We start from the raw sequence: 18,119 nt of genomic DNA, 5'->3' as shown, positions 1-18,119 counted from the left end.
GGCCTCCCGGGCGGTTACTTGGCGGGCAGCTTCGGGATGAGCGCCTTGGCCACGGCCTGCAGCTTGCCGCAGGGGTCCTCGCCCTGCTGCGGGGTGTAGCGGCTGAAGTCGAGGCTGATGACCTCGGCCTTCTCCGCGTCCTCCGGGAAGGCCACGTGCGCCCACTCGACCCGGCAGCGCACGCCGGAGGTGCTCTCGTACTTCTGCTGGGCGAGCACACCGCTGCCGAGGTCGACCGGCTCGGTCTTCGAGGTCGCGGCCAGGTCGTCCGGCTTGGGGCCGATTCGGAAGCTGAGGGACAGCGCGACGCCGCTGGCGTTCCAGTTGCACACGTGCAGGCCGGTCGGCCGCTTCGAGGCCGAGTCGCCGATCGCGGCGGCCACCACCGAGTCGTCGAGGATCGTGCACGGTTCCAGGTCGACCAGCGAGCCCTTGGCCAGGTCCAGCGCGGGCGGGTCCGACCGGATGCGGTTGACCACGGCCTCCAGCAGCTTGCGCCCCGGGTCGCACAGGTTGCCCGGCTCGCCGCCGCCGACCTGCACGGTGATGCCCCGGGTGGGGTCGGTCTCGGTGATCGCGGTGACGAAGCACGCGGTCTTGTCGTCCAGTTCGGACTCGCCTGCGGGCAGGCCGCCGATGGTGAGGTCGCCCTCGGCGTCGCGGCCGGTGGCGACGTCGCCGAGGGTGAGGGTGAAGTTGAGTTCCTTGCCCTTGGTGTCCTTCATGTAGTTCGAGCAGAGGACGTAGTCGCGCAGTCTGCTGTTCGCGGGCTCGCCGAACGCCGCGAGCGTGTCGTCGTCGAGCAGCCCGCACGGGTTGACCAGCCGCAGCTTCGGCGACTTGAACGCGTCCTCACCGCCGGGGGCGGGCGGGCGGCCGCTCGACCCGCCGAGGTCGGCCCCAGCGGGGACGGTGGTGCGCTGGTAGGTCGTCCTGGCGAGGTCGACGTCCGCGCCGCAGCCTGCCAGGACCGCCACCAGGCACGCCAGGACCGGCAGTGACCACCGCCGCGGGAAACTCCTCACGGGACAAACCGTAACCACCTCGCCCGGCGCCCGTGCACCGAACCGTCGAATGGTCCGCGAATCCTTCCCCGACCACGCTCGTTGATCTTCGTGACCGGCACCGAGGAAGAGCATGGAGGCGACGGTGACCCCACCCGGCAGGCCGAACCGCGTGACCATCCGATGCCACGACAAGGACGGCCGCGAGACACTGATGTTCGTCGAGTCCACCCACGACGGACAGGTCGGGCTGCTCTCCTTCGGCGGCCAGTCGGTGTTCCTCGACCCCGGCTCGACCTTGCGCCTGCTGGCCGCGACCGCAATGCACGCCGCGTGGGCGAACCCGTTGTGGAACAAGTACAAGCGGCACCGGGCACGCTGAATACCGGCGCTGGTCAGAACAGCCGGAACTCGTCCGGTTCGATGCCGCGCAAGGTGTCGTAGTCGAGGGAGACGCAGCGGATGCCGCGGTCCTCGGCCAGCACGCGCGCCTGCGGCTTGATGATCTGCGCGGCGAAGATGCCCCGCACCGGAGCCAGCAGCGAGTCGCGGTTGAGCAGTTCGAGATAGCGCGTCAACTGCTCCACGCCGTCGATGTCGCCGCGGCGTTTGATCTCCACGGCGACGGAGGTGCCCGCGGCGTCGCGGCAGAGGATGTCGACCGGGCCGATGGCGGTGGGGTACTCGCGGCGAACCAGGGTCCAGCCCGCGCCGAGGGTGGTGATGTGTTCGGCGAGGAGTTCCTGCAGGTGCGCCTCCACACCGTCCTTGACCAGGCCGGGTTCGACGCCGAGTTCGTGCTTGGCGTCGTGCAGGATCTCCTCGATGGTGATGACGAGTTTCTCGCCCGCCTTGTTCTGCACGGTCCACGTGCCCAGCTCCTCGGTGAGCCAGCACGGCGGGGTCATCCAGTTGAGCGGCTTGTACGCCCGGTCGTCGGAGTGCACTGACAGGGAGCCGTCGGCCTTGACCAGGAGCAGGCGGTTGGCCATCGGCAGGTGGGCCGTGAGCCGTCCGGCGTAGTCGACCTGGCAGCGAGCGATCACAAGACGCACGCGGAGCAGGTTAGCCCGCCGCGAGTGCGTCGGCATGGCCGGGCAGGATCACGGGCGTGGAATCCTTCGGCTCCGAACAGGTCTACGCCAACGCGTGGATGACCGTCCGCGAGGACGCCGTCCGCCGCCACGACGGCAGCGCGGGCATCTACGGCGTCGTGGACAAACCCGACTACGCGCTGGTCATCCCCCTCGACGGCGAGCGGCTGATGCTCGTCGAGCAGTTCCGCTACCCGCTGGGCGCGCGGCGGTGGGAGTTCCCGCAGGGCACCGCGCCCGACCGGGCCGACCTCGACCCTGGCGAGCTGGCCGCCCGCGAGCTGCGGGAGGAAACCGGGCTGCGCGCGGGCGCGATCACCCGGCTCGGCTCACTGGACTGCGCGCCCGGGATGTCGAGCCAGCGCGGGCACGTCTTCCTGGCCACCGACCTGACCGAGGGTCCGCCGAACCGGGAGGTGGAGGAGCAGGACATGCGGTCGGCGTGGGTCGCGCGCGGGGAGTTCGAGGCGCGGGTGCGCGCGGGCGACATCGTGGACGCGCAGTCGATCGCGGCCTACACCCTGCTGCTCCTGCACGAGCACAGCGAATAACGCACCTGCGAGCACCACGGCCTGGGTCACCGATGACGAAGCCCGCGCGACGCGGCAAGCTGGTGTCGTGGGAACACTCTTCGACTACATCGCCGAGAACCCGATGGTCGCGCTCATCGGCGTGTGCGAGGTGGGCTTCTGGGTGCTGCTGGGGGCCGGACTGCTCGCCAGGTACGCGCTGCGGTGGCGCCGAGTCGGCGCGGTGCTGCTGATCGGCACCCCGGTGCTGGACGTGCTGCTGCTGGCCGCCGCCGTGATCGATCTGCGCGGCGGCGGCGAGGCGAGCGCCGCGCACGGGCTGGGCGCGGCCTATCTCGGCTTCAGCGTCGCGTTCGGACCCAGCGTGATCCGGTGGGCGGATCTGCGGGTGGCCCACCGATTCGCGGGCGGGCCCGCGCCGGTCAAGCTGCCCAAGTACGGCGCCCTGCGGCTGCGCCGCGAGTGGCGCGAGTGGGGCCGGTGCGTGTTGGCGTGCGCGATCGGGGTGGCGGTGCTGGTCCTGTTGTCCTTTGTAGTCGGAACACCGGAGCGCACGGAAGTGCTGTGGTCACGGTGGATTCCGCAACTCGGCCTGGTCACGGCGGCCTGGTTCATATTCGGTCCATTGTGGACGATGTTGGACCGGCGCACGGAACAGGCGGACTCACGGAACTGAGGCTGCCGCGTTCGTCCTAGTCGGGCCACACGGGGTGGCGCTTCTCCAGGAAGGCGGCCATGCCCTCCTTCGCGCCAGGAAGCTGCGAGGCCGCCGCCATGACCTCGACGGCGATCGCGTACGCGTCGGCCTCCGGCCGGTCGAGCTGCGCGTAGACGGTCTGCTTGCCTAGTGCCTTGCTGGCCGCGCTCCCCCGGGTGGCCCGGTGCAGCAGGTCGTCCACCGCGTGGTCGAGTTCGGCGTCGGGCACGACCCGGTTGACCAGACCCCACCGCTCGGCGGTGGCCGCGTCGATCACGTCGCCGGTGAGGACAAGCTCCATCAAACGCTTGCGGCCGATGTTGCGCGCCACCGGGACGGCGGGCGTGTGGCAGAACCAGCCGCCTTTGCCGCCGGGGAGGGCGAATCCGGCCGACTCGGCGGCGACGGCGAGATCACACGACGCGACGAGTTGGCAGCCCGCCGCCGTGGCCAGGCCGTGCACCCGCGCGACGACGACCTGGGGCACGGACTCAATGGTGCGCATCAGGTCCGTGCACAACCGCAACAGCGCGCGAACGCCGAGGTGGTCGCGCGCGGCGACGTCGGCGAAGTCGTGTCCGGCGGAGAACACCGGGCCCTCGCCCGCCAACACGATCCCCGTCGCGTCGGTCTCGCCCGCCGCGCGGAACGCGTCGAGGAGTTCGACCAGGTGGTCCGCGGAGAGCGAGTTGCGGCGCGCGGCTCGGTCCATCGTGATCCGAACGGTGCCGTTCTCGCGTTTGACCTGGATGTGCTCGTAGTCGGCCATGGGTGGACGGTAGCGCGCGCGGGTCACACCATCCAGCAGTTCGAGGTCGCGGGCAGGCCGGCGAACCTGGCCTCCAGCCAGAGGAACACCCCGGGGAACGACGCCACCGCGCCGCCGACGTGCGTCGGGCCGAGGTTGGGGGCGAACCGCACGGACGCGCCGCGGTCGCACCAGTCGCTCGCGAGCCGCTTGCCGACGGAGTACGGGATCACGTCGTCGAGCAGGCTGTGCGAGACGAGGATCGGGGCGGTCGGCTTGAGCCTGCCGATGCGCTGCTCGTCCACGATGCGGCTGAACACGGGGTTGTCGCGCAGCAGGTCGGTGAGCGGCTTGCCGTCGGCGGTGAGGGTGGCGGTGCGGACGAACGGGAACCGCAGGATGGCCTCGATGGTGCAGTACCGCTCCAGGTCGGCGAAGATCTGGCGACCGCGGTCGTTGAGCAGCGGTGCCGTGTCGATGCCGTAGCCCTCGGTCAGGCCGATGGCGGCGTAGCCGAGGAACGCGGCGTAGGCGCTGCCGTCGAGGTTGCGCGCGACCACGCCGAGGTCGGCGGGCACCGCGCCCGCGGCGACCCCCTTGAGCTTGAGTTCCGGCGCGTAGGTCGGCGCGAGTTCGGCGGCCGCCGCGGCCGCCCCGCCGCCCTGGGAGTAGCCCGCGATCGCGACGGGCCCGGTGTCGGGCAGCGCGGCCGCGGGGAGCCGCTGGGCCGCGCGGATGCCGTCGAGCACGGCGGTGCCCGACACGATCCGGTTGACGTAGGTGTGCGTGCCGGGCGTGCCCAAGCCCTGGTAGTCGGTGACGACGACGCCGTAGCCGCGGGCGATCAGACCTCCGACGAAGAGGCCCTCGTACTCGCTACCCGCCGCGAACTGCCGCGACGGCGCGCACTCGTCGCCCAGTCCCTGGGTGCCGGGTGCGTACCCGATCACCGGCCGCTCCCCGGCGCCCAGCCAGCGCGTCTTGGGGTGATCACCGTGCCGGTCACACCGATCGCCGTGCCCTCGCGGTCGGTCGACCGGTACATGACCCGGTTGACCAGCGCGTCGACCTTGATCAGCTTGAGCGGGTCGAGGTAGAACACGGCGGGCTCGGCGCGCACGATGTCGCCGTTGCGATCCGGCAGGGCGGCGGGGACCTCGTAGAACGGCGGGCGAGCCTGCGCTTGCGCGGCGGGCACGACCGCGACCGCGGCGACGAGCGCCACCACGATCGCGCCGACACGCCAAGGGGAACGAAGGGCCACGACGACCTCCAGACCAGACCTACCGACGGGTAGGAATCTGACGCAGAGTGTGACGTGTGTCAAGTACGCGGTTGGTCCGGGATGGTGACCTGTCGCCGCTCCCGCGAGATCGGTCAGGTCCCCGGAATCGCGACCGTGATCTCCGCACCGAGCCCGGCGCCGTCCTGCAGGTCGAGGTCGTCGCCGCTCCAGAAGCGGCCCGGGTCGTACCAGTTGGGCCGGACCCCGCCGGGGAGCAGCCCCATCGCCTCGTAGGTGACGGCGACGACTTCGGCGCAGTAGGCGCTTTCCAGGTCGCCGCCGGGACCGGACCTGTGCCAGCGGGTCCGCGGCACCCGGCCGCGCGCCCACCGGGCGGCCAGCCGCGCGGTCGACGGGAACGGGGTGCCGTCGAGTCGGGCGATCGTGCGCAGGACCGCGTCCTCCTGCGCGCGCGACACCGGGGTGCGCAGTTGGCGCAGCCAGGCTTTCTGGCCGTACTTGGTCGCCCACACCACGACCGCGTCGCGCAGGTCGTGCAATTGCACGCCGCGCTGGTGGGTGCCGGTCCACTGGTCGGGCAAGGAACGCCCCAGTTCGGCATGCCACATCAGCGGCGGCAGGTCGTCGAGCACCACGGACATGCCCACATGGTTGATCGGACTGTTGGTGAGCGTCTGGATCGCCCGATCGGCCGCCGTCCGCCCGCGAAAGAGCCAGACGTCGCCGGTTCGGGTGAGGTCCACGGCCTCGTCGAGACTGATCGTGTCGCCGGACATCGGGCCAGCCTAGGGCCCGCTACCCTGACCCGATGCGGAGCGTCTGGAAGTTCCTCGGCCTGGCGGGCGTCATCGGCGTCGCCGCCACCGGCGCCGTCATAGCCCGCGCCGAACGCAAACGGCAGGCGTACACCCCGGAGGAAGTCCGCGCCCGCCTCCAGCAACGCATGGCCGAGGCGAACACCCCGAAGTCCTAACCAGACTGTCCACTAAGGACATCCACCCGCCTTCCAATCACAATCTCCCCAACACGATCCCCCCCAACACAGTCCCCCACCCTCCTCGGGGGGTCTGCCCTGCTCCAGTCTACCGGCCGAGGGGCCTGTGCGGGTGGGGCGCGAAAGCTGTGGATGGATCGGGGTGATGTGGACAATCAGCTCGACGCGCGGTTCGCTGGCGAGCATGACGACCACGGCCCTGCTCATGATCGACGTCCAGCGCGGCCTGGACGACCCGTACTGGGGGCCGCGCAACAACCCCGACGCCGAGTCCAACATCAGGGCCCTGCTCGACGGCTGGGCGGACGCGGGCCAACCGATCGTCCTGGTCCGGCATGACTCCGTGACGGAAGGCTCGCCCCTGGTGCCCGGCAAGCCGGGCAACGCGTTCAAGCCGGAACTGGACGGCGCGCGGCCAGACCTGTTGTTCGGCAAGAGCGTCAGCTCCGCGTTCCACGGCGAGGTCGACCTGCACGCCTGGCTGACCCGGCGCGGCATCGACCGGCTCGTGCTGGCGGGCATCCAGACCAACATGTGCGTCGAGACCAGCGCCCGCGTCGCGGGCAGCCTCGGCTACGACGTGCGGGTCGCGCTCGACGCGACCTACACCTTCGACCTCGAAGGGCCCGACGGCACGGTGATGACGGCCGACGAGCTGACCCGAGCGACCGCGACCACCCTGCACGGCGGCGGCTTCGTCAAGGTGACCACGACCGCCGCCGCGCTGGCCGAGCTCAGTCCAGGTCGTTCGCCTCGCGGATGACGGTGACGATCTGGTCCATGATCTGGGTCATCTCGTAATCCTTCGGGGTGAACACCCGGGCCACACCGCGGGCGGCCAGCACCTTGGCGTCGTCGGGCGGGATGATCCCGCCGACGATCACCGGGATGTCCCCTGCCCCGGCCGCGCGCAGGCCCTCGACCACGGCGGGCACCGCGTCGAGGTGGGAACCGGAGAGGATCGACAGGCCGACGACGTGCACGCCCTCCTGCACCGCCGCGGCCACGATCTGGTCGGCGGTGAGCCGAATCCCCTGGTAGACGACCTCGAAACCGGTGTCGCGGGCGCGCACGGCGATCTGCTCGGCGCCGTTGGAGTGGCCGTCGAGGCCCGGCTTGCCGACCAGCATGCGCAGGCGCTCGCCCAGGTCCTTGCCGGTGGCCTTCACCCGCTCGCGCACCGCCGCGAGCTCGACTCCCGCCTCGCCCGACGCGGACGCGCCGGAGACGCCGGTCGGGGCCCGGTACTCGCCGAACACCTCGCGCAGCGCGGCGGACCACTCGCCGGTGGTGACGCCCGCGCGGGCGCAGGCGAGGGTGGCGTCCATGAGGTTCGCGTCGGTCTTGGCGGTGTCGCGCAGCACGCGAAGCGAGTCGGCCACCGCGCCGGCGTCGCGGTGGGCGCGCCACTGCTCGATGGCCGCGACAGCCTCCCGCTCGACGACCGGGTCGATCGTCTCGATCGCGTTCGCGCCCTCGGCCTGCAACGGGCTCGGCTCGGTGGTGCCGAACTTGTTGACCCCGACGACGGTCTCCTCGCCCGCCTCGATCCGCCTGCGCCGCTCGGCCAGCGAGCCGACCATCTGGGTCTTCATGTAGCCGCTCTCCACCGCCGCCACGGCACCGCCCATGGCCTGCACGCGGTCGATCTCCGCGCGGGCACCCGAGACGATCTCCGCGACCTTGGCCGCGATGACCGGCGAGCCGTCGAAGATGTCCTCGTACTCCAGCAGGTCGGTCTCGTAGGCGAGCACCTGCTGCATGCGCAGCGCCCACTGCTGATCCCACGGCCGGGGCAGGCCCAGTGCCTCGTTCCACGCGGGGAGCTGGATGGCGCGGGCACGGGCGTTGCGCGACAGGGAAACGGCGAGCATCTCCAGCACGATGCGCTGCACGTTGTTCTCCGGCTGCGCCTCGGTCAGGCCGAGCGAGTTCACCTGCACGCCGTAGCGGAACCGGCGCTGTGTGGCGTCCTCGATGCCGTAGCGGTCGCGGGTGATCTCGTCCCACAGCTCGGTGAAGGCGCGCATCTTGCACATCTCCTCCACGAACCGCACGCCCGCGTTGACGAAGAACGACATGCGCGCGACGACGTCGCCGAACTTGTCGGCGGGCACCTGCCCGGAGTCGCGCACCGCGTCGAGCACCGCGATGGCGGTGCACATCGAGTAGGCCACCTCCTGCACGGGGGTCGCGCCGACCTCCTGCAGGTGGTAGCTGCAGACGTTGATCGGGTTCCACTTCGGCACGGCGGCGACGGTCCAGGCCACCATGTCGGTGATGAGCCGCAGGCTCGGCCCGGGCGGGAACACATAGGTGCCCCGCGACAGGTACTCCTTGATGATGTCGTTCTGCGTGGTGCCCGCGAGCCTGCCGACGACCTCGTGCCAGTCGGTGCCCTCGGCCTCGGCCTGCTCCTGGGCCACCGACACGTAGAGCGAGAGCAGCCACATCGCCGTCGCGTTGATCGTCATCGAGGTGTTGGCCGCGCCGAGCGGGATCTGGTCGAACAGCGCGCGCATGTCGCCGAGGTGGCAGACCGGAACGCCGACCTTGCCGACCTCGCCCTTGGCGAGCTCGTGGTCGGGGTCGTAGCCGGTCTGGGTCGGCAGGTCGAAGGCGACCGACAGGCCGGTCTGGCCCTTGGCGAGGTTCCTGCGGTAGAGCTCGTTGGACTTGCTCGCGGAGGAATGGCCCGCGTAGGTGCGCATGACCCACGGCCGGTCTCGATCGCGATCAGCGGGATACGGCACCGGTTAACCTCCGTTAATCAGTCCTTTGCGCCGAGGGTACTGGCCAGTAACACATCCGGGCCCGTGCCATTGCTCACAGACATACGGTTCACTGTCCCGACCCCACCGAAAAGGAGCACACTCGTGCCTCAACGCAGGTTAAGTCGACTACTCGTCCCCGTCGCGGCGCTGGCGCTCACCGCAGCGGCGGCCACCTCAGCATCCGCGATCAACTCCTACAACGCCACCCCGGCGCCCGAGCGCACCGAGGTCGGGGCGCTCGTCGCCCAGTGGGACAACGACGCGGACCCGACCACACCGGACCGGATCGACTGGGTGTGCTCGGGGACGATGGTCGACCGCGACACATTCCTCACCGCGGCGCACTGCACCTCTGACTGGCCCGACGGCGTCCGCTTCTACGTGTCGCTGCACCAGGACGTGCAGTCCGCGCTGGACGCCGCGGCCGCGGCGCACCCGGGCGACCCGGCCGCTGTGGGCGTGGCCGTCGGCGTCGAGGGCGTCGCGCACACCGACCCGGCCTACCCGGGCAACGGGGCGGACTCTCACGACATCGCCGTGGTACAGGTTCCGTCGGCGGCCATGGCCGCCAGATGGTCGTTCACCCCGGCGACCCTGCCGACCGCGGGGCAGCTCGACCAGCTCGGTCCGCAGGGCCTCGACGCGACCGCGTTCACCGTCGCCGGGTACGGCACCCAAGAAGCGCGGCGCGGACCCGGCGGCCACACGCACCCGGGCGGCGGAGTGCGGCTCAAGGCGCCGGTGGGCTTCAACGCGCTCAACAACACGTGGATCAGATTGTCGATGCACGCGCAGCAGGGCAACGGCGGCGCCTGCTACGGCGACTCCGGCGGGCCGAACTACGCGACGATCGGCGGCGCGCTCGTGCTCGTCGCGACCACGATCACCGGCGACGTGCCGTGCTACGCGACGAATGTGGTCTATCGGCTCGACGCGCCGACCGCGCGGGCGTTCCTGGCGCCGTACGTGTCACTGCCGTAGAGCCAGCGGGGCGCGAGCGGGGATGATGTGCGCATGGACCTGCCCGCGCCCTACCTGCTGCTGGTGGCGCTGCTCGTGATCGGCGGGCTCGGTCTGGTGCTGCGCTGGGGATTCGCCACCGACGAACGGCCCAAGAACTACGGCCTGCTGCGCGAGGTCGCCAAGGTCCCGAGCGCCACGGCGGCGCGGTTCGTCGAGGAGCGGCTTCGGCAGGCAGGCGTGCGGGCCACCACGGTGCCCGCCGAGGACGGCGACGGCCTCCGCGTGCTGGTCTTCCCCGCCGACGAGCGGGCCGCGATCGACGCCCTGCTCGACGACGCGACCTGAGTGTTTCGCGGACGCCGGAACATCTGGTGCGCCGTCCGATCAGGTAGCACCCAATCATGCGACCCACCGATCACATGACCGACAAGAGCGCCCGCGTGATCGACTTTCGACCCGCCCCCACCAGGGCAAACCCCCGCCCACCTCGGGGGGTCTGCCCTGCTCCAGTCTATCGGTGGTGCGGGTGGGATGGGGGTGGGTGCGAAAAGCTGTGGATGGGTGGGGTGGGTGTGGACAAGTGTCGGGCTACCGGGACGGGTACACCACCGCGGCTGACGTGCCGCCTCGGCGGGTGGGCTCGCCGACGGCCAGTACCTTGCCGTGGCCGAGGAACTCCAGGGTCGCCGCCGCGCCGATCTCCGTCTGTTCGGCGAAGGTGTGGCCGAGTGCCCGCAGGCCGTCGGCGCCGGTGATGAACGCGGGTTCGGCCGTTGTCGCGGCGGTGTTGCGCTGGGTAGCGCGCGGCGAGGACACCGCGTCGGGCAGGGTCATGCCGAAGTCGACCCGGTTGACCAGGATTTGCAGCACCGTGGTGATGATCGTCGACCCGCCGGGCGAGCCGAGTGCGAGGAACGGCTTGCCGTGCTTGAGCACGATCGTCGGCGACATGCTCGACCGCGGCCGCTTGCCCGGCGCGGCGAGGTTCGGGTCGGGGGCGCTGCCCTGGGTCGGGGTGAAGTTGAAGTCGGTCAGCTCGTTGTTGAGCAGGAACCCGCGGCCGGGCACCACGATGCCGCTGCCGCCGACCTGCTCGATGGTGTTGGTGTAGGACACCACGTTGCCGCGCGCGTCGGAGACGACGAAGTGGTTGGTGTGCACCTCGTTCTCGGCGGTCGCCGTGCCCAACGCGGGCTCGCAGCTCCCGGCGGGCGAATTCGGGTCGCCGGGGGCGGCCGGGGCGGGCAGCACCGCGGCCGGGTCGATGAGGCAGGCGCGGGTGCGGGCGTAGGAGTCCGACAGCAGCGCGCGCTGCGGCACGTCGACGAACGCCGGGTCGCCGATGTAGCGGTTGCGGTCGGCGAAGGCGAGCTTGCTGGCCTCCAGGTAGTGGTGCAGCGCCTGGGTCCGGTCGAGCCTGCCGAGGTCGAAGTTCTCCAGGATGTTGAGCGCCTCGCCGACGGTGATGCCGCCGCTGGAACTCGGGGCCATGCCGTAGACGTCGAGCCCGCGGTAGCGCACGTGCGACGGGGCCTGGTCGATCGTGCGGTACGCGCGCAGGTCCTCGACCGTCATCCGGCCCGGCGGCGGGGTGATCGTCGCGTCCGGGGCCAGCGGCGGGTGCTGCGTGGTCGCGGCGACGTCACGGCCGATGGCACCGCCGTAGAACGCGCGGGTGCCGCGCTTGGCAATCTCGCGGTAGGTGTCGGCGAGGTCCGGGTTGCGCATCAGGGTGCCGACCTCGGGCACGGTGCCGCCGGGCAGGAACAGCGCGGCCGTGGAGCTGAACTGCTTGAAGCGGTCCTGGTTCTGCAGGATCTCCTTGCGCAACTGCGGGGTGAGCGCCCAGCCCCGGTCGGCGACCTTGATCGCGGGCTTGAGGGTGTCCCTCAGGTCGAACCGGCCCCACCGCTGCAGCGCGCGCTCCCAGGTCGCGAGCATGCCGGGGGTGCCGACGGACAGGCCACTGCTCACCGCGGTCGCGAACGGGTAGGGCAGGCCGGTGACGGGATTGATGAACATCTGCGCGTCGCCCGCGCGGGGGGTCGTCTCGCGACCGTCGATTGTGGACACTCGACCGGTGCGGGCGTCGTAGTGCACGAAGTACCCGCCGCCGCCCAGACCGGCCATCATCGGGTCGGTGACGCCCAGGGTCGCGGCGACCGCGACCGCCGCGTCGGCGGCCGTCCCGCCCTGGCGCAGCACGTCGAGGCCCGCCTGGGTCGACTCCACGGTGTCGGACACGACCGCGCCGCCATAGCCCTTCGCCAGGGGCGCCTTGGCCAGGGGTGGAGCGGCGGACGCGGCCGACGGGGACGCCACGAGCCCCGTGACCGCCAGGACCGCTACGGACAGTGCGCTTATTCGGCGCCGAGCACCCATCACTACCTCTTCCATCGTTCGGGGTTCAGTTCTACTCTGGACAGTCCCGGCATGTCATCCGCCGAACGCCGCACGCGCGGTTTTCGTCGTTCGGCTGCGCCTCTCGGTCGGCCAAGCGGACCAGGTAACACCAAGTGGTCAGTGTCGCGGGCCGGTCCGGCGTGTGAGGCTGTCAGACATGACTACGCAGACCGTTCGGCCGGGTGAGGCGTCCCGGATCGCGGCACCGGACGAGGGGATCTCCCTCGACGAACTCCGGCTGGCCGCGCGTAACCACGGCATGCCGCTGGAGGCGCTGCGCTACGACCTGACGCCGCCCGGCCTGCACTACATCCTCGTGCACTACGACATCCCTTACGTGGCAACGGATTCGTGGCGGCTCACGGTCGACGGTCGGGTCGACGCGCCGCTGGAGCTGGACCTGGCGGCGCTGCGGGCGCGGCCCCGGGTCGAGCTGGCCGTCACCCTGGAGTGCGCGGGCAACGGCCGGGCGCGGCTGCACCCCCGGCCGGTCAGCCAGCCGTGGCTGGACGAGGCGGTCGGCACCGCCCGCTGGACGGGCACCCCGCTCGCACCGCTGCTGGCCGAGGCCGGTCTGCTCGACGACGCGGTCGACGTGGTGTTCACCGGCATGGACCACGGCACGGACCGGGGCGTCGAGCAGGACTACCAGCGCGGCCTGTCGGTCGCCGAGGCGCTCGGCGGCGAGCTGCTGCTCGCCTACGAGATGAACGGTCAGCCGCTGCCGCCGCAGCACGGCGCGCCCGTGCGGCTCGTGGTGCCCGGCTGGTACGGGATGGCGAGCGTGAAGTGGCTGCGCGGGATCACCGTGCAGGACCACCGGTTCACCGGCTTCCAGAACGAGACCGCGTACCGGATCAAGCACGACACCGACGATGCGGGCGTACCGGTGACCGGCATCCGGCCGCGCGCGCTGATGGTGCCGCCCGGGTTCCCGGATTTCATGACCCGCCGCCGGATCGTCGACGCGGGCGACGTCGCGCTGTACGGGCGGGCGTGGGCCGGGCTGGCCACGGTCAGCCGTGTCGAGGTGAGCGTCGACGGCGGACGCCACTGGGCCGACGCGGACCTCGGCGAACAGCTCGGCCGCTACGCGTGGCGCTCGTGGTCGTTCGACTGGCGGGCGGACACCGTCGGCGACGTGGAGCTGGTCGTCCGCGCCACGGACGAGCACGGCGACACCCAGCCGGTCGACCAGCCGTGGAACACCCAGGGCATGGCCAACAACATGGCGCAGCGGGTGGCCGCGTCAGTCCGCTAGCGCCCGCTCGGGCTCGATGTCGACCCGGCGGACGTCGGCGCCGAGGCGCTGCATGTTCTCCACGAACATCGGGTAGCCGCGGTCGATGTGGAAGACGTCCCACACCTCGGTGACGCCCTCGGCGCGCAGCCCGGCGAGCACCAGGCCGACGCCCGCGCGGATGTCGGAGGCCCACACCGGGGCGCTGGAGAGCCGCTCCACGCCGCGCACGACCGCGTGGTGGCCGTCGGTGCGCGCGTCGGCGCCGAGGCGGATCATCTCCTCGACGAACCGGAACCGCGCCTCGAACAGGTTCTCGGTGATCATCGAGGTGCCGTCGGCGATGGTGCTCATCGCGATCGCGAAGGGCTGCAGGTCGGTGGCGAACCCCGGGTAGGGCAGAGTCACGAAGTCGACCGCGCGCGGCCGGTCGTGCTGCACCACGCGGAAGCCGTCGGCGAAGGTGGTGATCTCCGCGCCCGCGGTGCGCAGCTTCTCCAGCACCAGGTCGAGGTGGTGCGGGTCGACGCCCTTGACGGTGATGTCGCCGCAGGTCATGGCGGCGGCGAAGGCCCAGGTGGCGCCGACGATCCGGTCGCCGACCACGCGGTGCTGGGTGGGTTGCAGCGACAGCACGCCGTGCACGGTGAGCGTGGAGGTGCCCGCGCCCTCGATCTTGGCGCCCATCTGCTGCAGCATCACGCACAGGTCGACGATCTCCGGCTCGCGCGCGGCGTTGTCGAGCACCGTGGTGCCGTCGGCCAGCACGGCGGCCATGAGGATGTTCTCGGTGGCGCCGACGCTGGGGAAGTCGAGCCAGATCTGCGCGCCGTGCAGACCCTCGGCCTCGGCGACCACGCAGCCGTGTTCGATCTCGCTGGTCGCGCCGAGTTGGCGCAGGCCGTTCTGGTGCATGTCCAGCGGGCGGGAGCCGATCGCGTCGCCGCCGGGCAGCGCCACCACGGCCCGCTTGCAGCGCCCGACCAGCGGCCCGAGCACACACACCGACGCGCGCAGCTTGCCCATGGACGCCGAGTCGGCGCGGTGGTTCAACTCGGCCGGGCTGGTGATCACCGTGGTGTCGCCGTCGATGGTCACCTCGCAGCCGAGGCTGCGCAGCACGTCCGCCATCAGCGGCACGTCGAGGATGTCCGGGCAGTTGGTGAGCGTCGTCGCCCCCTCGGCGAGCAGTGCCGCCGCCATCAGCTTGAGCACGCTGTTCTTGGCGCCGACTACCGCGACCTCGCCTGCGAGCCGGGCGCCGCCGTGTACCTGGAAGTGCTCTGTCACGCGGGCAATGATGCCCCCGGTACCGGGGAGTCGGCAGAGTGGGGGTTCCGGTCAGACCCCGACCAGCGTGCCGCGTAGTTCGTCGAGCTGACGAGCGACGGCGGCGTCAGTGCCCGGTGTGAGGGTGACCCAGTGCCTGTCACCGCTCGCCTTGCGGGTGAACAGGTACCGGTGACTGTGGGTGTCGTAGAAGCTGACCACGTGGTCGGCGCGCTCGCGGGCAGCACGGCCCCGAGGCGTATGAGCGAAGCCGAAGTGACCGAGTCGGACGACAGCACCGAACACGTCGGCGAGCTTGTTCGTCTCGTCCCTACCGACCCCGTGCGACAGCAGTGCGCGGGCGAACGCGGTCCGGTCGCTGCCCGCCCGCGCGGCGGCGGCGTCGAGGGTGTCGGCCGGGATGGTGATCGAAGTGCCGGTTCCCGGCGGGTGCGCGGGCAGCAGCGACACCGCCGCCGACACCGCCCGCGCGGAGGATTCGACCCACAACCCCAGCCGCCCGGCGTCGAGCACGGCCACGACCGCGTCGGCCCCGGTCCACCCGATGAGCGCCGAGGTCCGTGGCCCGCCGGAGCGCAAGTGCAGCCGGGCGTCGAGTTCCCACTCGGGCCGAGCGAGCCTGCCGAGCCAGCGTTCCAGACGCGGGTCGAACCCGCCCGGCTCGCCCAGCCCCTTGGCCGCCAGCGATGTCCACGCCGCGCGTCGGAGCCCGTCGCGCTCGGCCACCGTGCTCCCGTGGGAGGCAATGTCCAGGATTGTCGGGAACGGCCCGAGTTCCCAGTGCTCCCACAGGAAGTCGTACTCCGCCAGGGAAAGCTGGATCACCCGCGGCACTGTCAGTCCTCGCCGATGACCGGTGGCGCCACTGGCGGAAAAACGTCCCAGAACTCGTTGTGGTGGTCGAGCAGGTACCCCGGCGAGAAGTGCTCCCCGTCCTCCTCGCGCGGCGCGCCGCCTCCCGCGCCCATCGGACCCGCAGTCCCGCCCGCGCGCCCGGCGGCACCGCCTCGCGCGCCACCGGCATGCTCGCCTGCCCCCGGGAGTGCGCCCCTCCCGGCACCCCGATGCCCATCGTCGCCGACCGAACCGCCCCTGCCCGGGCCGTGCTCGCCGACCCCGGCGCCCGGCAACCCGCCACCAGCCCGCCCACCACGGATCTGCTCACCGATGGCCGGACCGCCCAACCCGCGCGGCCCACCAAGGAGTCCACCCGGCCTGCCACCGGGGCGACCGCTCCACGGCACGAGACCGCCGATCGGCGCACCCGGGCCAGGCACAACACCACTGCCGGGAAGACCACTACCAGGAAGACCACTGCCGGGCACCGGAACGAACGGCCCGCCCGCACCGGGGACGGGCACCGGCGCCGCGCCTGCGGTCGCGGTGGCGCCACCGGGCGTGACCAGGTCGGTGCCTGCTCCGGGCACGCGGGCGGACAACCCGGCTGTGCCCGGCCAGCCGCCAGGTTCGCTGTCCCGGCCGGTCGGGCCGACGAATCGGCTGTCGGCGGAGTCCACAGCCGGTGGCGTGATGGTGGGTTGCGCGGCGGCCACCGTGACCGGCTGCGGCGGCACGAACGTCCCGACGTTGCCCACCGCGGAGCCGGACTCGGTCTCATAGCCGGTCATCAGTTCCACGGCGCGCCGCTTCGCCTCCTGCGCCGCCTGTTCCTGCCGGTCCTGGTCGGTCTGCCCACCGAACATGTGCACGAACGACGAGGGCACCCCGCCGAAGTCGGAGTTCGCCGTCGAGGTGACCTGCACCGGCTCCGGCATCGAGTACGACGCGTGCGCGAACGCCGCCCCGACCGTGTTCACACTCGCGGTGCTCGCCACTCCAGCCGTGCCCGCGTCATCGGCCCACTGGGCAAGCGGCGTGAGCCCGGCGGTCATCGCCTCGGCGCCCAATCCTTCCCAGCTCACCCCGGCCTCGGCCAGCGCCTGATCGACATCGGCCTTGGACTCGGCCATGAGCTGGCAAAGTCCGCCCAAGCCCGATCGGCCTCACTGACGGCCCCCGACCCCCGCGCATTGGTTCGCACCATGTCATAGAGCGTCTGGTGCGAGTTCCACGCCCAATTCTGTACACCGGCCGAATGCTGAATCAACCTGCCCATCACGCCCCCAAGAGTGGGCGGAATCAAATGATCATTGCGACACGGGGTTCGCTATCAGATCGCTGAAGACTTCGATCGGCTTTCGCCAGTTCAGCGTTTGCCGGGGCCTACCGTTTAGCTCTGCCGCCACCCTATCAAGGTCCGCCTGGCTGTGCAATGACAAGTCGGTTCCTTTGGGAAAATACTGGCGGAGCAAGCCGTTGGTGTTCTCGTTGCTGCCACGCTGCCAGGGCGAGTGCGGGTCGCAGAAGTAGACCGGCATTCCGGTGCGGATGGTAAAGTCGGCGTGTCGGGCCATTTCCTTGCCCTGGTCCCAGGTGATGCTATTCCGCATGAACTCGGGCAGGGTTTGCATCTTCCTGGCGAGCAGTGCCGCAACTCGCTCAGCGTTCCGGTCGTACGGAATGCGGACGAGCATGACGAATCTCGTGGTACGCTCGACCAGGGTCGCGATCTGCGATTTGTTGCCTTTTCCGATAATAAGATCGCCCTCCCAAAATCCCGGCACCGCCCGGTCCTCGGCCTCTTTCGGTCGCTCGCTGATATTGATCATGCCCCTGATCTGGCCGCCCTTGCTCGCCGAGGCCCGTGATCGGTCGACCCTGCGTGTCCGGCCCTGACGCAGCGCGAGCTTCATCTGAGTGCGCAGCTCGCCGCGCGCCTGCAGATACAGACACTCGTAGATCGTCTCGTGCGACACACGCATCTCCGGATCGTCTGGATGCTCGTCACGGATTCTTCGGCTGATCTGGCGCGGCGACCACCTCTGACACAGGCCTTCATTGACCGCATCATGCAACCGGGCCGACGACTCCAATTTCCGCGCCCGAGGTCTCCGGCGATTCACGTCGGCCCGACTCTGCGCGTCCACCGCCCGATAATCACGCCGCCCGCCGTTATTGTCAATCTCACGGGCGACCGCTGAATGATGCCGCCCGAGCAGCCTTCCAATGAAACGGGTCGAACAGCCCTCGTTCCGACTCAACTCCCGAGAGATAATCTCCCGCTCTTCCAAACATA

At 70.9% G+C, this 18,119-nt stretch carries 18 protein-coding genes and 1 pseudogene; 8 read left to right on the top strand and 11 right to left on the bottom strand.

The features are described from left to right. Window positions 1-14 precede the first annotated feature (14 nt). On the bottom strand, window positions 15-1,025 hold the full coding sequence (locus ACT4N7_RS22080; protein ID WP_444830721.1) for a DUF3558 family protein: 1,011 nt from the start codon (window positions 1,023-1,025) through the stop codon (window positions 15-17). Window positions 1,026-1,137: 112 nt separating this feature from the next. On the opposite strand from ACT4N7_RS22080, the gene ACT4N7_RS22075 reads away from it, so the two are divergent. Next, the gene (locus ACT4N7_RS22075) at window positions 1,138-1,386 is read left to right on the top strand and encodes a hypothetical protein (RefSeq protein ID WP_444830720.1); all 249 of its coding nucleotides are present in this window, start codon (window positions 1,138-1,140) and stop codon (window positions 1,384-1,386) included. Window positions 1,387-1,399: 13 nt separating this feature from the next. Here the strand turns inward: ACT4N7_RS22075 and nucS are convergent, their stop codons facing one another. Further along, window positions 1,400-2,059, bottom strand: coding sequence for an endonuclease NucS (nucS, locus tag ACT4N7_RS22070; RefSeq protein WP_444830719.1), 660 nt, complete (start codon window positions 2,057-2,059; stop codon window positions 1,400-1,402). A gap of 98 nt (window positions 2,060-2,157) precedes the next feature. Here nucS and ACT4N7_RS22065 point away from each other — a divergent pair, with 98 nt between their 5' ends. Both ACT4N7_RS22065 and ACT4N7_RS22060 read left to right on the top strand, forming a co-directional pair. Further along, window positions 2,158-2,649, top strand: coding sequence for an NUDIX domain-containing protein (locus tag ACT4N7_RS22065; protein WP_444830738.1), 492 nt, complete (start codon window positions 2,158-2,160; stop codon window positions 2,647-2,649). 67 nt (window positions 2,650-2,716) lie between these two features. After that, window positions 2,717-3,304, top strand: a complete 588-nt coding sequence (locus tag ACT4N7_RS22060; RefSeq protein ID WP_444830718.1) for a hypothetical protein — start codon at window positions 2,717-2,719, stop codon at window positions 3,302-3,304. A gap of 16 nt (window positions 3,305-3,320) precedes the next feature. Here ACT4N7_RS22060 and ACT4N7_RS22055 read toward each other — a convergent pair whose 3' ends face one another. From ACT4N7_RS22055 to ACT4N7_RS22045, 3 genes and pseudogenes are all read right to left on the bottom strand, one after another. Continuing rightward, complete coding sequence (locus ACT4N7_RS22055; protein ID WP_444830717.1) at window positions 3,321-4,094, bottom strand: enoyl-CoA hydratase-related protein; 774 nt, start codon at window positions 4,092-4,094, stop codon at window positions 3,321-3,323. A gap of 23 nt (window positions 4,095-4,117) precedes the next feature. Next, a pseudogene (locus tag ACT4N7_RS22050) lies at window positions 4,118-5,337 on the bottom strand (lipase family protein). Between the two features lie 113 nt (window positions 5,338-5,450). Beyond that, entirely contained in the window at window positions 5,451-6,095 is a 645-nt protein-coding gene (locus tag ACT4N7_RS22045; protein WP_444830716.1) for a hypothetical protein, read from the bottom strand. A gap of 32 nt (window positions 6,096-6,127) precedes the next feature. Here ACT4N7_RS22045 and ACT4N7_RS22040 point away from each other — a divergent pair, with 32 nt between their 5' ends. After that, window positions 6,128-6,292, top strand: coding sequence for a hypothetical protein (locus ACT4N7_RS22040; protein WP_444830715.1), 165 nt, complete (start codon window positions 6,128-6,130; stop codon window positions 6,290-6,292). 205 nt (window positions 6,293-6,497) lie between these two features. After that, a complete protein-coding gene (locus tag ACT4N7_RS22035) occupies window positions 6,498-7,076 on the top strand; it encodes a cysteine hydrolase family protein (RefSeq protein WP_444830714.1) in 579 nt (192 codons plus the stop codon). On the opposite strand, the gene ACT4N7_RS22030 is transcribed toward ACT4N7_RS22035, so the two are convergent. Beyond that, the gene (locus ACT4N7_RS22030) at window positions 7,048-9,066 is read right to left on the bottom strand and encodes a protein meaA (protein ID WP_444830713.1); all 2,019 of its coding nucleotides are present in this window, start codon (window positions 9,064-9,066) and stop codon (window positions 7,048-7,050) included. The two genes, ACT4N7_RS22035 and ACT4N7_RS22030, sit on opposite strands and share 29 nt — an antisense overlap. A gap of 123 nt (window positions 9,067-9,189) precedes the next feature. Here ACT4N7_RS22030 and ACT4N7_RS22025 point away from each other — a divergent pair, with 123 nt between their 5' ends. Together ACT4N7_RS22025 and ACT4N7_RS22020 are read left to right on the top strand one after the other, a co-directional pair. Beyond that, a complete protein-coding gene (locus tag ACT4N7_RS22025) occupies window positions 9,190-10,068 on the top strand; it encodes a trypsin-like serine protease (RefSeq protein WP_444830712.1) in 879 nt (292 codons plus the stop codon). A 33-nt stretch (window positions 10,069-10,101) separates the two neighbouring features. After that, on the top strand, window positions 10,102-10,395 hold the full coding sequence (locus ACT4N7_RS22020; protein WP_444830711.1) for a hypothetical protein: 294 nt from the start codon (window positions 10,102-10,104) through the stop codon (window positions 10,393-10,395). Window positions 10,396-10,638: 243 nt separating this feature from the next. Here the strand turns inward: ACT4N7_RS22020 and ggt are convergent, their stop codons facing one another. Further along, window positions 10,639-12,447 carry a gamma-glutamyltransferase gene (gene ggt, locus ACT4N7_RS22015; RefSeq protein WP_444830710.1) on the bottom strand — a complete coding sequence of 603 codons (1,809 nt, stop codon included), beginning with the start codon at window positions 12,445-12,447 and terminating at the stop codon, window positions 10,639-10,641. A gap of 163 nt (window positions 12,448-12,610) precedes the next feature. Here ggt and ACT4N7_RS22010 point away from each other — a divergent pair, with 163 nt between their 5' ends. Next, entirely contained in the window at window positions 12,611-13,714 is a 1,104-nt protein-coding gene (locus ACT4N7_RS22010; RefSeq protein ID WP_444830709.1) for a sulfite oxidase, read from the top strand. Here ACT4N7_RS22010 and murA read toward each other — a convergent pair. The 4 genes from murA to ACT4N7_RS21990 all read right to left on the bottom strand — a co-directional run bounded on the left by murA (window position 13,703) and on the right by ACT4N7_RS21990 (window position 18,114). Further along, the gene (gene murA / locus ACT4N7_RS22005) at window positions 13,703-14,983 is read right to left on the bottom strand and encodes a UDP-N-acetylglucosamine 1-carboxyvinyltransferase (protein ID WP_444830708.1); all 1,281 of its coding nucleotides are present in this window, start codon (window positions 14,981-14,983) and stop codon (window positions 13,703-13,705) included. The two genes, ACT4N7_RS22010 and murA, sit on opposite strands and share 12 nt — an antisense overlap. 51 nt (window positions 14,984-15,034) lie before the next feature. Beyond that, window positions 15,035-15,808 (bottom strand): ESX secretion-associated protein EspG, encoded by a 774-nt coding sequence (locus ACT4N7_RS22000; protein ID WP_444830707.1) that lies wholly within the window; start codon window positions 15,806-15,808, stop codon window positions 15,035-15,037. Window positions 15,809-15,819: 11 nt separating this feature from the next. Next, window positions 15,820-16,974, bottom strand: a complete 1,155-nt coding sequence (locus tag ACT4N7_RS21995) for a PPE domain-containing protein (RefSeq protein WP_444830706.1) — start codon at window positions 16,972-16,974, stop codon at window positions 15,820-15,822. Between the two features lie 156 nt (window positions 16,975-17,130). Further along, entirely contained in the window at window positions 17,131-18,114 is a 984-nt protein-coding gene (locus ACT4N7_RS21990; RefSeq protein WP_444830737.1) for an IS30 family transposase, read from the bottom strand. Window positions 18,115-18,119: the final 5 nt, after the last annotated feature.

This window comes from Actinokineospora sp. (genome assembly GCF_052390155.1).
GTDB lineage: Bacteria > Actinomycetota > Actinomycetes > Mycobacteriales > Pseudonocardiaceae > Actinokineospora.
Note: the sequence above shows the minus strand (reverse complement) of the source record. Positions and strands in the feature narration are given on the sequence as shown.

What these genes read in the sequence shown, in the direction of transcription:
- ACT4N7_RS22020 (WP_444830711.1), top strand. Translation starts at nt 10,102, where the DNA reads ATGGACCTGCCCGCGCCCTACCTGCTGCTGGTGGCGCTGCTCGTGATC.
- ACT4N7_RS22035 (WP_444830714.1), top strand. Translation starts at nt 6,498, where the DNA reads ATGACGACCACGGCCCTGCTCATGATCGACGTCCAGCGCGGCCTGGAC.
- ACT4N7_RS22065 (WP_444830738.1), top strand. Translation starts at nt 2,158, where the DNA reads ATGACCGTCCGCGAGGACGCCGTCCGCCGCCACGACGGCAGCGCGGGC.
- ggt (WP_444830710.1), bottom strand. Translation starts at nt 12,447, where the DNA reads ATGGAAGAGGTAGTGATGGGTGCTCGGCGCCGAATAAGCGCACTGTCC.
- ACT4N7_RS22040 (WP_444830715.1), top strand. Translation starts at nt 6,128, where the DNA reads ATGCGGAGCGTCTGGAAGTTCCTCGGCCTGGCGGGCGTCATCGGCGTC.
- ACT4N7_RS22010 (WP_444830709.1), top strand. Translation starts at nt 12,611, where the DNA reads ATGACTACGCAGACCGTTCGGCCGGGTGAGGCGTCCCGGATCGCGGCA.
- ACT4N7_RS22055 (WP_444830717.1), bottom strand. Translation starts at nt 4,094, where the DNA reads ATGGCCGACTACGAGCACATCCAGGTCAAACGCGAGAACGGCACCGTT.
- ACT4N7_RS22075 (WP_444830720.1), top strand. Translation starts at nt 1,138, where the DNA reads ATGGAGGCGACGGTGACCCCACCCGGCAGGCCGAACCGCGTGACCATC.
- ACT4N7_RS22045 (WP_444830716.1), bottom strand. Translation starts at nt 6,095, where the DNA reads ATGTCCGGCGACACGATCAGTCTCGACGAGGCCGTGGACCTCACCCGA.